The 13,225-nt window shown below is 61.0% G+C and carries 13 protein-coding genes; 6 read left to right on the top strand and 7 right to left on the bottom strand.

Annotated elements, in window-relative coordinates; all coding sequences use genetic code 11:
- The first annotated feature begins 179 nt into the window (after positions 1 to 179).
- The 3 genes from OC605_RS20755 (at position 180) to OC605_RS20745 (ending at position 3,022) form a co-directional block, all read left to right on the top strand.
- Entirely contained in the window at positions 180 to 554 is a 375-nt protein-coding gene (locus OC605_RS20755) for a DUF6124 family protein (RefSeq protein WP_262139182.1), read from the top strand.
- Between the two features lie 844 nt (positions 555 to 1,398).
- On the top strand, positions 1,399 to 2,373 hold the full coding sequence (locus OC605_RS20750; RefSeq protein WP_262139180.1) for a 2-hydroxyacid dehydrogenase: 975 nt from the start codon (positions 1,399 to 1,401) through the stop codon (positions 2,371 to 2,373).
- A 139-nt stretch (positions 2,374 to 2,512) separates the two neighbouring features.
- Positions 2,513 to 3,022, top strand: coding sequence for a DUF2165 domain-containing protein (locus OC605_RS20745; RefSeq protein ID WP_262139178.1), 510 nt, complete (start codon positions 2,513 to 2,515; stop codon positions 3,020 to 3,022).
- A gap of 18 nt (positions 3,023 to 3,040) precedes the next feature.
- Here the strand turns inward: OC605_RS20745 and OC605_RS20740 are convergent, their stop codons facing one another.
- A complete protein-coding gene (locus OC605_RS20740) occupies positions 3,041 to 3,943 on the bottom strand; it encodes a DMT family transporter (protein WP_122700000.1) in 903 nt (300 codons plus the stop codon).
- A 138-nt stretch (positions 3,944 to 4,081) separates the two neighbouring features.
- On the opposite strand from OC605_RS20740, the gene OC605_RS20735 reads away from it, so the two are divergent.
- Complete coding sequence (locus OC605_RS20735; RefSeq protein ID WP_186568144.1) at positions 4,082 to 4,957, top strand: helix-turn-helix domain-containing protein; 876 nt, start codon at positions 4,082 to 4,084, stop codon at positions 4,955 to 4,957.
- A gap of 200 nt (positions 4,958 to 5,157) precedes the next feature.
- Here OC605_RS20735 and OC605_RS20730 read toward each other — a convergent pair whose 3' ends face one another.
- The 6 genes from OC605_RS20730 to OC605_RS20705 all read right to left on the bottom strand — a co-directional run bounded on the left by OC605_RS20730 (position 5,158) and on the right by OC605_RS20705 (position 11,551).
- A complete protein-coding gene (locus OC605_RS20730; RefSeq protein WP_262139174.1) occupies positions 5,158 to 7,587 on the bottom strand; it encodes a TonB-dependent siderophore receptor in 2,430 nt (809 codons plus the stop codon).
- A gap of 198 nt (positions 7,588 to 7,785) precedes the next feature.
- Positions 7,786 to 8,775: a FecR family protein gene (locus OC605_RS20725; protein ID WP_262139172.1), complete on the bottom strand. Its 990-nt coding sequence runs from the start codon at positions 8,773 to 8,775 to the stop codon at positions 7,786 to 7,788.
- A complete protein-coding gene (locus OC605_RS20720) occupies positions 8,772 to 9,338 on the bottom strand; it encodes an RNA polymerase sigma factor (RefSeq protein ID WP_071174434.1) in 567 nt (188 codons plus the stop codon). Before OC605_RS20720 ends, OC605_RS20725 begins: the two co-directional genes overlap by 4 nt.
- Position 9,339: 1 nt before the next feature.
- Positions 9,340 to 9,666, bottom strand: coding sequence for a DUF3325 domain-containing protein (locus OC605_RS20715; protein WP_071174433.1), 327 nt, complete (start codon positions 9,664 to 9,666; stop codon positions 9,340 to 9,342).
- Positions 9,666 to 11,249, bottom strand: a complete 1,584-nt coding sequence (locus OC605_RS20710; protein ID WP_186568136.1) for a PepSY-associated TM helix domain-containing protein — start codon at positions 11,247 to 11,249, stop codon at positions 9,666 to 9,668. The genes OC605_RS20715 and OC605_RS20710 overlap by 1 nt, the downstream gene beginning before the upstream one ends.
- The gene (locus OC605_RS20705; RefSeq protein ID WP_041479671.1) at positions 11,246 to 11,551 is read right to left on the bottom strand and encodes a DUF3649 domain-containing protein; all 306 of its coding nucleotides are present in this window, start codon (positions 11,549 to 11,551) and stop codon (positions 11,246 to 11,248) included. Before OC605_RS20705 ends, OC605_RS20710 begins: the two co-directional genes overlap by 4 nt.
- Before the next feature lie 146 nt (positions 11,552 to 11,697).
- On the opposite strand from OC605_RS20705, the gene OC605_RS20700 reads away from it, so the two are divergent.
- On the top strand, positions 11,698 to 12,228 hold the full coding sequence (locus tag OC605_RS20700; RefSeq protein WP_262139167.1) for a sigma-70 family RNA polymerase sigma factor: 531 nt from the start codon (positions 11,698 to 11,700) through the stop codon (positions 12,226 to 12,228).
- Positions 12,225 to 13,157, top strand: coding sequence for a DUF4880 domain-containing protein (locus OC605_RS20695; RefSeq protein WP_262139165.1), 933 nt, complete (start codon positions 12,225 to 12,227; stop codon positions 13,155 to 13,157). The genes OC605_RS20700 and OC605_RS20695 overlap by 4 nt, the downstream gene beginning before the upstream one ends.
- Positions 13,158 to 13,225: the final 68 nt, after the last annotated feature.

The raw sequence follows: 13,225 nt of genomic DNA, 5'->3' as shown, positions 1-13,225 counted from the left end.
TGGTCGTCCGGGTTTAGAATGGCGCACATTTTTAAGCATGCTTAATGGCGAGCTGTGCGTGGGAGGGCCTCGGCCCTGCCGGGTTTCCATTCCCTGGTCGACCAACCCGCGTACGGTTCGCCACCCGATTGCTTGGTCGCAGTCAGTGGCGAACTCCACTTCCAGAATGGAGTTTCACCATGTTCAAACCCACACCCAATCCCCCCGAATCCGAAAGCACCTCACCCTACCAATCCCCCGACTCAACGAAACTCCACGACGCCGCCGAACGCGCACTGGATCACTACCTCAAACCGGCCACCACCGCGCAGCAAAGCCACAAACCCAGCACCATGTTCCAGGTCGCCCCGGACCAGGACAACGAAAGCCTGCTGGCCCACGCCTGCGAATCCCTCGCCTCGGCGAGCATCATGAGCAGCGACATCGCCGCCCACGTCGACAGCCCACAGCGGCACACCATACTGGCCATCCAGCAGGTGATCATGCTGGCGGAACTGGCGGTGAATCGGGTCCTGGATAATTACGAAATACACCAATCCGCGACACACAACTGACCCCTGTGGGAGCGAGGCTGCTCGCGAAGGCTTTGGCATATTCAATATTCGTGTGTCAGATAAACCGCTTTCGCGAGCAGGCTCGCTCCCACAATTCTGGATCGTGTACATCAGCAAGATATGAGTCGGCTGCCAGGCCGCCATCGCTGGCAAGCCAGCTCCCACAGGGGCAGGGTGAATCTGGCAGAGATAGGTTGGCAGTGGAGACGCTTTCGCGAGCAGGCTCGCTCCCACAGTTTGAATCGAGTACATCAGCGAGAAACAGGTCGGCTGTCAGGCCGCCTTCGCTGGCAAGCCAGCTCCCACAGGGGCGGGGTGAATCTGGCAGAGAGAGGTTGGCAGTGGAGACGCTTTCGCGAGCAGGCTCGCTCCTACAAAAGCAAAGGCAAAGCAGCGCAGCTGCCCGCGGCGAAGCCGCCCCACTCAACAATGAGCGCAAGCTCGAGTGCTCTTGATCTTGCTTTTGATCCACCGGCGACGTCGGAAGGCTGAGTGGAGGGATTGATCCGGGCGTGGGAGCGCAGCGACCGTCTGGCGCAGCCAGACACAGCGGAAGGAGGTGCAGCGAAGCAAACCGTAGCCGCTGCGCCCGGATCGATCCCGGAGCGAAGGGACCCGAGCCTGCGAGGGCCGAACGTAGGAGCAAGCGTTTTTTTGCTTACTTTTTTTAGGCGTTTGTAAAAAAAGTGAGTCGCCGTAAGGGCGAAACCGCCAGCCGCAACACCCGAAGAAACGGATATTCACCCAAAACCCCAAGAACCTGGTCGGCCCAGAGGCCGCCAAGACAACCCGAGCGAGAAAATGTTAGCGTGCTTGCAATCAAGCCCCGACGAGCCCAAGCCCAATGAAAAAAACAGTCCTGGCCTTCAGCCGCATCACCCCGCCCATGATCGAACGCCTGCAAGAAGAATTCGACGTCATCGTCCCCAACCCCAAGACCGGTGACATCAACGCCCAGTTCAACGAAGCCCTGCCCCACGCCCACGGCCTCATCGGCGTCGGCCGAAAACTCGGCCGCGCACAACTGGAAAGCGCGACAAAACTCGAAGTGGTCTCCAGCGTCTCGGTCGGCTACGACAACTACGACCTCGACTACTTCAACGAACGCGGGATCATGCTCACCAACACCCCCGACGTGCTCACCGAAAGCACCGCCGACCTCGCCTTCGCCCTGATCATGAGCAGCGCCCGCCGCGTTGCCGAACTCGACGCCTGGACCAAGGCCGGCCAATGGCAAGCCAGCGTCGGCGCCCCGCTGTTCGGCACTGATGTGCACGGCAAGACCCTCGGCATTGTCGGCATGGGCAACATTGGCGCCGCCGTCGCCCGCCGCGGGCGCTTCGGCTTCAACATGCCGATCATCTACAGCGGCAACAGCCGCAAGACCGAACTGGAACAGGAACTCGGCGCACAGTTCCGCAGCCTCGATGAGCTGCTGGCCGAAGCCGATTTTGTCTGCCTGGTAGTGCCGTTGAGCGACAAGACCCGCCACCTGATCAGCCATCGTGAACTGGCGCTGATGAAGCCGAGCGCTATTCTGGTCAACATCTCGCGCGGCCCGGTGGTCGACGAACCGGCACTGATCGAAGCCCTGCAAAACAACCGCATCCGTGGCGCCGGGCTGGACGTCTATGAAAAAGAACCGCTGGCCGAATCGCCGCTGTTCCAGTTGAAAAACGCCGTGACCCTGCCGCACATCGGCTCGGCCACCACCGAGACCCGTGAAGCCATGGCCAACCGCGCACTGACCAACCTGCGCAGCGCCCTGCTCGGCGAACGGCCGCAGGATCTGGTCAACCCGCAAGTCTGGCGCGGCTGAAAAAAAGGCCGGCGCAACATTGCGCCGGCCTTCACCTTACATAACTTGCAACCGAACAAAAACGCCGGACCCAGCAACAGCAATATAAGCTCTCGCAACTTATCAACTTATTGATTAATTGCCATGGAGAGCCAATCCCGTGAACACCCTGACCACCGCCAAACTCATTCGTTACAGCAAAGTCATCTTGATGGCTTATATAAGTTTCTTTGGCTTGCTGGTGATGATTCATAACTTCACTGACTATGAGTCCAACTACACTTACGTTGCACATATCCTGAGCATGGACACCACCAACGCCAGTGAAAACATCATGTACCGCGCGATCGATTCGCCGATGATCCATCACCGGATCTACTGGTTCATCATCACCATGGAAGTCATCTATACCGTGCTTTGCCTGATCGGTACTTACCAGTTGTATCGCTACATCGATGCATCGCCAGCGGCATTCCATGAAGCCAAGAAGTTTTCGATCATGGGCATATTGGTCGCCATTTTCATTTATTACGTTTGTCTACAAACTGTAGGTGTCGAGTGGTTCGACATGGACACTTCGCTATCATGGAATGCCAAGGACTGGGCAAGGCATATTGTCGACTTCATCTTCCCGGTGATGATCTACATCACTTTGAAAGTTGAGCGCTGAAACCCAGCGCTCGCTTTATCAAGCCAACTTCCCTTGACCCGCAGACAACAGCACTTTCGGTTTACGAAACACCAGCACGTTGCCCAGCATCACCAACACCAGCCCGACCAGCGCCGGTGCGGTCCATTGATAACCTTCGGCAAACGCCGACACGTTCAGGGCCACCACCGGGAACAGCACCGTGCAGTAAGCCGCCCGCTCCGGGCCCATGCGCCCGACCAGCGTCAGGTACGCGGTGAAGCCGATCACCGAGCCGGGAATCACCAGATACAACAGTGCCCCGACGTAACGCGGCGACCAATCCATGTCGAAGGGTATGCCCTTGATCAGACACCACACCGTCAGCATCGCCGCGCCGTAGGCCATGCCCCAGGCGTTGGTGGTCAGCGGTCGCAATCCCGCTTTCTGTTGCAGACTCGAGAGCATATTGCCGGCGGAAAAACACAAGGTGCCGCATAACGCCAATCCAAGGCCGAGCAGGGTTTGCGGGCTGGCTTGATGCCCGGCCAGTTCCGGCCAGAACAACAGCCCCAGACCCGACAGCCCCAACGCACCGCCCAGCAACACATTGCGCGCAATGCGCTGGCCGAAGAACACCCGCGCATTCAAGGCGTTCCACAACGTTGCCGTAGAAAACACCACCGCCACCAGACCGCTTGGAATCCACTGACTGGCGGTCAGAAAACACATGAAGTTCACGCAGAACAGACATAACCCTTGAGCCACACAAATCAAATGCCCACGGCGGTTCATCGGTTGCAGGCGTCGGCTGAGCAGCAACAACGCAAACAACACCAACGCGGCGAGGCCGAAGCGATAGACAATCGACACCGGGATTTCGACCACGCCCAATTGCCATTTCAAGGCAATCCAGGTGGTGCCCCAGATCAGCACGGTCAGCAGGTACAACGACAGGTTCATGGCACACTCCTTAAACAGGCCTTGAGTGTCTGCCTCGGGCAGCCTCCGACGCTTGCACAATCTTGCGCTTTTGTCTGGCGGCAGGCTGGCAGGGCGGCGTCTACGGAGTAGGATGCAAGGCGTTGGAGAGAACCGAACATGGCCGCTATCGATACCCTGCAAGTCTTTCAAGCCCTCAACCGCTCGCCGAATGCACGCCTTGTGCACAGCGCCGAGCTCGGTGACGGCATGTCTGCGGCCTTGTGGACCAACCACCACGATGCCCAGGAATACGAAGCGCCAAGTCATCACACGCTGTCGTGCTACGTCGCCGGCGGCACCGGCACATTCCGTCGTGGCCAGCCGGGCCGCAAAGGCGGGCCGGACAAGTTGTGCATCCTGCCGGCCGATCACGAATCGGGCTGGGTGATCAATGGCGACATCCGCTTGGCGCACCTGTATTTCAGCGCCGAACAATTCGCCCTCGGTTGCGTGACTTTGCTCGATCGCGAACCGCGCGAGATGCAGTTGCGCGAGCAGACTTTTCTCGAAGATCCGCAGCAGGCGCAACGCTTCCGGCAATTGCTGAATCTGAACTGGCAAGAGCCGGCCGAGCGCTTGCTGACCAGCAGCCTCGCCCATGAACTGATCAGCCACACGCTGCTCAGCCAGGTAGGTGCGCGTCAGGGCTTGCGCTTGAAGGGCGGACTGGCGCCGCATCAGCGGCGGCAGTTGGTGGAGTTCATCGACAATCAGTTGGTCGAGCCGATCAGCCTCGGGCAACTGGCGGGATTATGTGCGTTGTCGGAATACCACTTCGCGCGCATGTTCCGCATCAGTTTCGGCCTACCGCCGCATCAATATGTACTCGCGCGGCGCTTGAGCCGGGCGCGGGAATTGTTGCGCGGCACGGCGCTGCCGCTGGGCGAGATCGCGCTGGCATGCGGGTTTGCCAGTGCGAGCCATTTTACCAATCGGTTCAGGCAGGTTTTGGGCGGGACGCCCGGCGAGTATCGGCAGGCATTTTTGCGTTGAGCCCTTTTCCCCTCACCCCAGCCCTCTCCCGGAGGGAGAGGTGGCCGACCGAGGTGTCTTGCGGTGTACATCGACCTGAAAAATCGCATCGATTATGGATTCCAAGCATTACTTTCAGGTCGGTGTAGCTCTCGAATATCCCACGGTCAGTCCCCTCTCCCTCCGGGAGAGGGCTAGGGTGAGGGGCTCTTGATCTTGCCTCAAAACTCCAGAGTGCTGGAAAGCGAAACCTGCCGCGAATCCCCCATCGACACAAAGAAGCGGCTCGCCGACGAGGTGTAATAGGTGCGATCAAACAGGTTCTTCACGTTCAACTGAAACTTGACCTTCTGCCCCTCAACCGTGGTGTCGTAAGTGGCAAACGCATCCGCCACGGTGTAGCTCGGCAGGTCAAAATCATTCACCGCGTTGCCGGCACGCTCGCCGACGTACCGGGCACCGGCACCGACACGCAACTGATCGCCGCCAAACACATTGCCGAAGTCATACACCGCCGACAGCGAGCCGGAATTCTTCGCTACGTTTTGCAGGCGCTTGCCTTTGTATTCCGGGTCTTCGGTGACTTCGGCATCGGTGTAGGCATAGCTGCCGATGAGGTTCCAGCGCTCGCTGAGCTGCCCGCCCAGGTCAACTTCAAGCCCGCGTGAACGCACCTCGCCTGCCGCACTGTAAATCGTTGTCGGGCCTTCGGAGTTGGCCACCAGCACGTTGCGTTTCTTGATGTCGAACAACGCGATATTGCCGGTGATGCTGCCGGGCATATCCAGCCGCGCACCCAGCTCCCACGACTTGGCTTCCTCTGGCGCGATGCTGCCGTCGAGCACGGTACTGCTGCCGCTCAGGGGGGCGATGGTCGAGTTGGGTTTGAACGATTCGGTGTAGCTGCCGTAGAACGACAAGGCGTCGGTGTAGCGATACACCAGCCCTGCGCGCGGCACCCACTTCTGCCCATTGCTGTCGGTATTGGCCTTGAACGGCACGCCTTTGCCGGCGTACTGGTCGTACTCTTGAAAACGTCCGCCGGCGACCAGAATCCATTGCTCGTTGAGGTGAATCGAATCCTGCAGGAACAGCGAGTCGCTGCGCAGTTTGTCAGTCTGCGCGCTGTCGGGCGCACTCACCGTAGTGCCCATCACTTCGCGACCATACACCGGGTTGAGATAGCTGAACGTGGTCAGGCTTTTCTGCCGGATCAGATCCTCGCGGTAGATCTTGCGATATTCGTCGTCGACGCCGAACACCAGATCATGCTGCATGCCCAGTACATTCACCTTGCCTTCGAGGCTGGCGGTGGTGAAACGGTCAGTGCTGATTGCGTTTTGCGTGCCGTCCATGCTCCGCGTCAGTGTGCCTTTGTTGGTGTCGATCGACGTCACGCGCACCTGGCTGGCGTCGTAGGTTTCGCGGTTCCAGCTGTAGCCGAAGTGGGCTTTCCAGTCGTCGTTGAGTTCATGGTCGGCTTCGAAATGGTAGAGGTCCGAGCGCCCTTCCATGTCGTTGAACGGCTCATCGAGACGCTGCTTGCGCGAGATATCCAGCGGATGATTGGTGCGCGGATCGATCAAGGTGCCACGGTCGAACGGTGTGAGAAACTCGCGGTGCTCGTAGGCGAACAGCAGCTTGGTGCGCTCGCCGTACCAGGCCAGCGACGGTGCGATCAGCGTCTCGCGATGGGTGCCGAAGTTGCGCCAGTAATCTTCGTCTTCATGATCGACAACCATGCGATAGGCGAAGCCGGAATCGCCCAGCGCGCCGGTGCTGTCGAAGGCGCCACCGCTGCCATTCTTGCCGTCACCGTAGGTCGAACCGCGTACGGTCACGGCGTTGTACTGGGTCAGTTCCGGCTTCTTGCTGACCAGGTTGACCACGCCACCCGGATCCTGAATCCCATAGAGCAACGAGGCCGGGCCCTTGAGCACTTCGACGCGATCTACAGTCGCGTTCATGCCACGGCCCTGCACCAGCGGCATGCCGTCGCGCATGATCGAGCCGTTGCGGTTGTCGCCGAAGCCGCGAGTCATCACCGAGTCCTGGGTACTGCCCAAGGTGTTGCCCTGGGTGATGCCGCTGACATTGGCCAGCGCGTCGTCGAGATTGCGCGGCGCCTGATCGCGAATGACCTGCGCCGGGATGACATTGACCGTCTGCGGAATTTCTTGCAGCGACGCCGATGAGCGCATCACAGAGCTGGATTCCGGCGGCTGATAACTCATCGATTCGTCGCGCGTGGACGTGATGGTAGTTGCGCCGAGGTTGAGCGCGCCTGCGGTCGGCATCGGCTCCAGCGCCAACGTGTGACTGTCGGTGCGGCGAAAGCTCAGGCCGGAGTTGCCGAGCAGGCGTTGCAGGGCCTGTTCGGCGCTCATCTGGCCGTTGACTGCCGGAGCATTGAGGCCGTACGGCGCTTCGTCGGTGTAGACCACGCTTTGCCCGGTCACACGGCTGAAGTCGCTCAGGGCTTGCGGCAGTGGTTTGGCGGCGAGGGCAAAATTGAATTGCTGTTGCGCCTGATTGCTCACCGCTTCTGCCGCCAGCGCGATACTCATCGGCAGCAATGCCAACGCGGAAAAACTCAGCGCCGACATGCCCAACCACTGTTTGACCGAACCGGATTTTGCCCTGGACTTCATTGCTCAATGACCTGTGTAGAACCGCAACGGATGCGAATGGCTCGCAGTTTCAGTCACTACACGGATGGCACTGGGGGTTACCTCACCTTTAATTTGAAAATATTTTTCGGGGAATTTGTTGCCTGGGCTGACGCCTTCGCGGGCAGGCTCGCTCCCACCTTTGGAATGCGTTCCCTGCTCGCGAAGAGGCCGGCAGCCTCAGCGCAAAATAATCAGCTGCCCCAACACCCGATGCTGGTCAAACCCCAACACCCCCTGCAACGAATTGAGCACCGCCTGCGGGTCCTTGCTCGGAAAGCTGCCGCTGACCTTGCGCGCCGCCAGCTCATCGTTGAGCAGCACAATCCGCCCCGGGTAATAGCGGCGCAGATCCTCGACGACATCGGCCAGCGTGGTCTTGTAGTAGGTCAGCCAACCCTGACGCCAGGCCAGTTGCGCTTCACTGTCCACGGCATGCAGTTTTTCCGCAGTGCCGTCGGCGTAGGCAACTTGCTGGCCGGCCGTGAGAATCTGTTGTTGGCCATGCTCATCCGCCGTCACCGCGACACGTCCGGACAATACCGTCACTTGCGCGCCATGAGGTTGCCGGCGCACTTCGAACTGGGTGCCGAGCACCCGCGCCTCGCCCTGCTCCGCCGCCACCACAAACGGATCGCCAGTGTGAGTGACGCTGAAGAAAGCAGCGCCGCGAATCAACTGCACGCGGCGCTGACCGTGGCTGAAATCCACGGCAATCGCGCTATCGGCATCCAGCGTCACTCGCGACTGATCGGCCAGTGTCACCGTGCGAATTTCCCCAGGCGCCGAGACGTGATCGGCGCGCAGATCGTCGAGCCAACGCTGCGCCTGCCACCCCGTGCCGAGACTGACCATCAACAGCAGACACGCGGCCAGCGCCAGCGCGCCTGACCAACGCAACATCGGCGAACGACGCGGGGCATCCATCGCCCGCAGATAACCTTGCAGCGCGAGCGCATCTTCATCGGCCAGCGTGCGCGCGGGGCTTTCGCTGAGTTCCCAGATCACCTGCGCCTGCGCATACGCTTCGGCATGGGCCGGATCGGCGCGCAGCCATTGGCTGAAGGTGAGTTGATCGCCAGTGCTCGGGCGGTCATGCAACAGGCTCAGCCAGGCCAGCGCGGCCTGTTCCTGGGTCGGCGTCGGTGTGATCGGATCGGATGGCTTCACGGTGCTTTCCCTGGCAGACGTGGCGCGGGATCGCGCAGGCTGGCCTTGCAGGCCTCGAGGGCGCGCATCATATGTTTTTCCACGGCACTTTGGGACAGGCCCATGGCCTTGGCGATGTCGGCGTACTTGCGCCCGTGAATGCGATTGAGCAGAAAGATCTGCCGCGTGCGTTCGGGCAAGGCGCGCAATGCTGCTTCGACGTGGCGCAGATCATTGCCGGCTTCGAGTGCGGCCTGGGGTTCGCTGCCATGGCTGTCGGGTTCGTCTGGCTGCCAGCCTTCGTTGACGCGCGTGCGCGTGCCTTCACTGCGCAAATGATCGATGGCGATGTTGCCGGCGCAGCGCAGCAGATAGGTGCTGAGCTCTTCGACCTGGACCAGCGGCCTCCGCCAGAAGCGCAAAAAAAGGTCCTGGACCAGATCTGCCGCCGTCGCCCGACAACCGACGCGCCGGTTCACCAGCGCCTCCATTTGCGCACGCTGGGACAGAAACACCTGGAGAAAATGCGCACGCGCGCCACGTGCTTCATCGTCACGCGATTCCGGTGGCAGACCGATCAGCACTTCAGCACTGCGCCCAGGCGGCAACCGGGCTGGCCAACAGGCTCAAGCCGGCCAGGGCCATGGCCAGACGCGGGCGATACGGCAGCAACAGCACCAATGCCAAAGCGCTGAGCATCAGCACCGCGAACCAGTCGACCAGACCGAAACTCCAGCCACTGGCCGCGACCGCTGCCCACAGCGAAAGCGCCAGCAACAGCCATCCCGCCAGCGCCAGACCCTGACGGCGGCGCGTCGACGGTTTGGCGCCGAGCAATTCGGCGTGATGACGTGGCATCGACAGGCACAACGCGGTGAAGCCGGCATAGGTGAGCAACAGGACCAGCAGCATCAGTTGGCCCCCTGTTCGACTGTGATCGAGCGAGGCGAAGGACTTGCTTTGCGAACGCTGACGGAGTCGCCCGTACGCTGCATCTTGCGCGCAGCCCAGCCGAGAAAAAGCCCCGTCGCCAGACACGTCAGATCAAATCCGGCCAGTGCCCAGTCGCGCTGCATCAGGGTCGCGCCAAGATTCCACGGTGTGGTCAGCGCATTGATCAGCGGCACCGCGATAAACAGCGCAGCGCCGAGCGTCAGCTGTTCGATCCAGGCCTTGCGCCCCGGACGGAAAACCGCGTGCACCACGCTCAAGCCCCAGGCTATGAAGAACGCATTCACTTCCCAGTCGGCCCGCCCCGCCAGACTCACCGGCAGCAGTCGATTGGCCAAAAAGAACACCGCCACCGCTGACACCAGCCCGGCCATGCTGGCGATATTCAGCACCTCGACCAAGCGCAATTCGAGAGGCAGCGCCGCACTTTTAGCGTGCTTGAGCTGCCGCTTGCCGAGCCAGATCACCAGCCCGGTGCCGATCATTGCCGTGCCAGCCAGTCCGCAGATGAAATACAGCCAGCGCAACAGCGGCCCGGCGAAATGGCCCATGTGCAAACCGTAAAACGCGCCACCCACCGCCATCGCCATGGGTTGATCGGGGGGGCTGCTCAGAAGCTGTCCGGTGACGCCGTTGAACGTCACCGCCCGGCCGAAATCATGCACCACCCGATCGCCCGCGCGGGACAGCACCACCGTGGCGCTGGCATCGCCCGGATTGCTCACCGACAGGCGCGCGGTGTGGCCGCCCGACCACTGCTCGCTGGCCTTGGCCAGTAGCGGCGCCATGGCGGTCAGCGGTGCGGCGACATCGGCGCGCTCGGGCGTCTTCGAGGCGGGAAAGACTTCGTCGTAGAACTTGCGCACGTCGCTGCCGTAAGAGGCAACGATGCTCGCCGGCATGACCATCGACATGAAAATCACCAGGCTGCTGTAAGTGATCATCAAGTGAAACGGCAGCACCAGCACACCCACGGCGTTATGCCCGTCGAGCCAGGAACGCTGGCCCTTGCGCGGGCGGAAGGTGAAGAAGTCCTTGAAGATTTTCTTGTGGGTGATGATGCCGCTGATCAGTGCAACGAACATCACCATTGCGGCGATGGTCGCCAGCCAGCGGCCCCACGGGTAAGGCATCTGCAACTGGAAGTGAAAGCGGTAAAAGAACTCGCCGCCCATGCTTTCGCGGCCCTGTACCTCGGCCCCGGTCTGAGCGTCGAGGGTTCTGGATTCGAAGCGGCCGCGCTCGCCGGGGTTGCCCGGCGCCTGTTGCCAGCGCACCGTCAGACCGGGGTCGCGGGCATCGGGCAAATCGATCAGCCAGCGCGAGGCACCGGCGGCGTGTTGCTGCAGATAATCTTGCGCCAGCGCCAGGCTCGCTTCGCTATCAAGCGAATGCGCCGCAATTTCCGGCTGCATCCAGTGGCTGATTTCGTCTTTGAAGTAAGCAAGCGTTCCCGTGAGAAAAATCGCGAACAGCAACCAGCCGAACACCAGCCCGGCCCAGGTGTGCAGCCATGCCATCGCCTGCCGGAAGCCCTCTTTCATGCCAGCCCCAGACCGCGCGCGGCACCGGAAACGGTGGCGAGAATCACGCTCGGCACCAACAGGCCGACCCACGCCGACCACGCGCTGCGGCAGGCAAAACACCAGAGCACCGCGACCAGATAGACCAGAAAGGACACGGTCATGCCAGTGACCACCGCTTCGGCGCGGTTCAGCGGCAGCCACAACGTCAGGGTGACACTGGCCAGCGCCGCCACCAGATAGCCGCCGAAAATCGCCGCCAGCACTCGCGAAGTGACGGCCAGACGATAGGACATGGGAAGGGTGGCGAGTTTGCCTTTCATGTTTCGACCCTGAAACGAAAAACGTTCGGCCGACAAGCCGAATCTACAGGCGAGCAATATTAATGATAAATATTCTCATACGCAAAAGCATCTGATTGCCGGACACTGTCGCCAGCCTCTACAATGCGAACCGTTCTTGTTCTCTAATGCACGTTCTCTACGCAAGTTTTGCGTCCGGAGTCATTTCGTTGCCGCCCGCCCATCCCGTCGAATCGCTCTACCATGCTCATCACAGCTGGCTCACCGGCTGGTTGCGGCGCAAGCTCGGCTGCCCCGACAGCGCGGCGGATCTGGCTCAGGACACGTTCATCAAGGTGCTGACCGCTCGCGAGCCAGCGGTGATCATCGAACCGCGCGCCTTTCTCACCACTTTGGCAAAGCGCGTGCTGTTCAATCATTACCGGCGCCAGGATGTGGAACGCGCCTACCTCGAGACACTGGCGCAGATGCCTGAGATGGTCGCGCCGTCGGAAGAGCACAAAGCGATCATCCTGCAGACGTTGATCGAACTCGATGAGCTGCTCGACGGCTTGCCGCGCCAGATCAAACGCGCTTTCCTGCTCGCTCAGGTCGATGGTCTGACTTATCCACAGATCGCCGCAGAACTGGGAATCTCGGTGGCCACGGTCAAACGCCATCTGAACAAAGCGGCCATGCGCTGCTATTTCGCTTTATGAATCGTGTGCCGGAATTTTCCGCGCAGGTCGCCGAACAGGCGGTGCACTGGCTGCTGGAAATGCAGCAGGGCACGCTGACCCCACGCCAGCAACAGGCCTGGCAACAATGGCTGGATGCACACAGCGAACACCGCCGGGCGTGGGAACACATGCAACGGGTCAACCAGCGCTTGCGCGGCGTGTCGTCGCCGTTGGCCCACGCGGCGTTGAACGGACCGAAGTCCGGCAGCCGCCGTCAGGCGCTGAAAATGTTGCTGATTCTCGGTGCCGGCTCAGCGGCGACCTGGGGCATGCGCGAGCACACGCCGTTGCCGTCGCTGCTCGCCGATTACCGCACGCCGGTCGGCCAGCGGCGCAAGATCGGCTTGGGCGGTGCCGATTCGTTACAGCTCAATACCGCCAGCTCGGTTGATGTTGATGGTGCGCAGCGGTTGATTCGTCTGCTCGAGGGCGAAATGCTGTTGAGCGCTGCAAATCCGTTCGAGATCCGCACGGCACACGGCGTGCTGAAAAGCCAAGGTGCGCGCTTCAATGTGCGGCAGTTTGTTGATCGCACACAGATCGCCCTGTTCGAAGGACGAGTCGAACTCATCGCCAGCCAGCGCGCGCCCCTGCTGCTGCCGGTCGCGCGGCAGTTGAGCTTCACTGCCAGCTCCGTCAGCGAACCCAGACCCCTGGACGCCAACAGCGGTGCGTGGACTGACGGCATGCTGGTCGCCGCCCATATGCGCCTCGGCGACTTCCTCGAGGAGCTTGGCCGCTACCGGCGCGGGCAGCTGCGGTGCGACAGCCAGGTTGCCGATTTGCTGATTTCCGGGACGTATCCACTGGATGACAGCGAGCGGATTCTCGACCTGTTGCAGATCAGTCTGCCGGTCAGAGTGAAGCGCTTTACCCGTTATTGGGTGAGCGTCGAAGCGCGGGTTTAGAAAGCAAGATCAATAGATCGCAGCCTTCGGCGGCTCCTACATTTGGAATGCGTTTTTTCTGTAGGAGC

Source organism: Pseudomonas sp. Marseille-Q5117 (assembly GCF_946901175.1).
In the GTDB taxonomy this organism is placed as follows: Bacteria; Pseudomonadota; Gammaproteobacteria; order Pseudomonadales; family Pseudomonadaceae; genus Aquipseudomonas; species Aquipseudomonas iranensis.
The sequence above is the reverse complement of the archived record's forward strand: the minus strand, read 5'-3'. Positions and strand labels throughout refer to the sequence as shown.

Bases quoted from the DNA above. Each gene is read 5' to 3' on its own strand.
- OC605_RS20755 (WP_262139182.1), top strand. From the start codon at position 180: ATGTTCAAACCCACACCCAATCCCCCCGAATCCGAAAGCACCTCACCC.
- OC605_RS20750 (WP_262139180.1), top strand. From the start codon at position 1,399: ATGAAAAAAACAGTCCTGGCCTTCAGCCGCATCACCCCGCCCATGATC.
- OC605_RS20740 (WP_122700000.1), bottom strand. From the start codon at position 3,943: ATGAACCTGTCGTTGTACCTGCTGACCGTGCTGATCTGGGGCACCACC.
- OC605_RS20735 (WP_186568144.1), top strand. From the start codon at position 4,082: ATGGCCGCTATCGATACCCTGCAAGTCTTTCAAGCCCTCAACCGCTCG.
- OC605_RS20730 (WP_262139174.1), bottom strand. From the start codon at position 7,587: ATGAAGTCCAGGGCAAAATCCGGTTCGGTCAAACAGTGGTTGGGCATG.
- OC605_RS20715 (WP_071174433.1), bottom strand. From the start codon at position 9,666: ATGCTGCTGGTCCTGTTGCTCACCTATGCCGGCTTCACCGCGTTGTGC.
- OC605_RS20710 (WP_186568136.1), bottom strand. From the start codon at position 11,249: ATGAAAGAGGGCTTCCGGCAGGCGATGGCATGGCTGCACACCTGGGCC.
- OC605_RS20705 (WP_041479671.1), bottom strand. From the start codon at position 11,551: ATGAAAGGCAAACTCGCCACCCTTCCCATGTCCTATCGTCTGGCCGTC.
- OC605_RS20700 (WP_262139167.1), top strand. From the start codon at position 11,698: ATGCACGTTCTCTACGCAAGTTTTGCGTCCGGAGTCATTTCGTTGCCG.
- OC605_RS20695 (WP_262139165.1), top strand. From the start codon at position 12,225: ATGAATCGTGTGCCGGAATTTTCCGCGCAGGTCGCCGAACAGGCGGTG.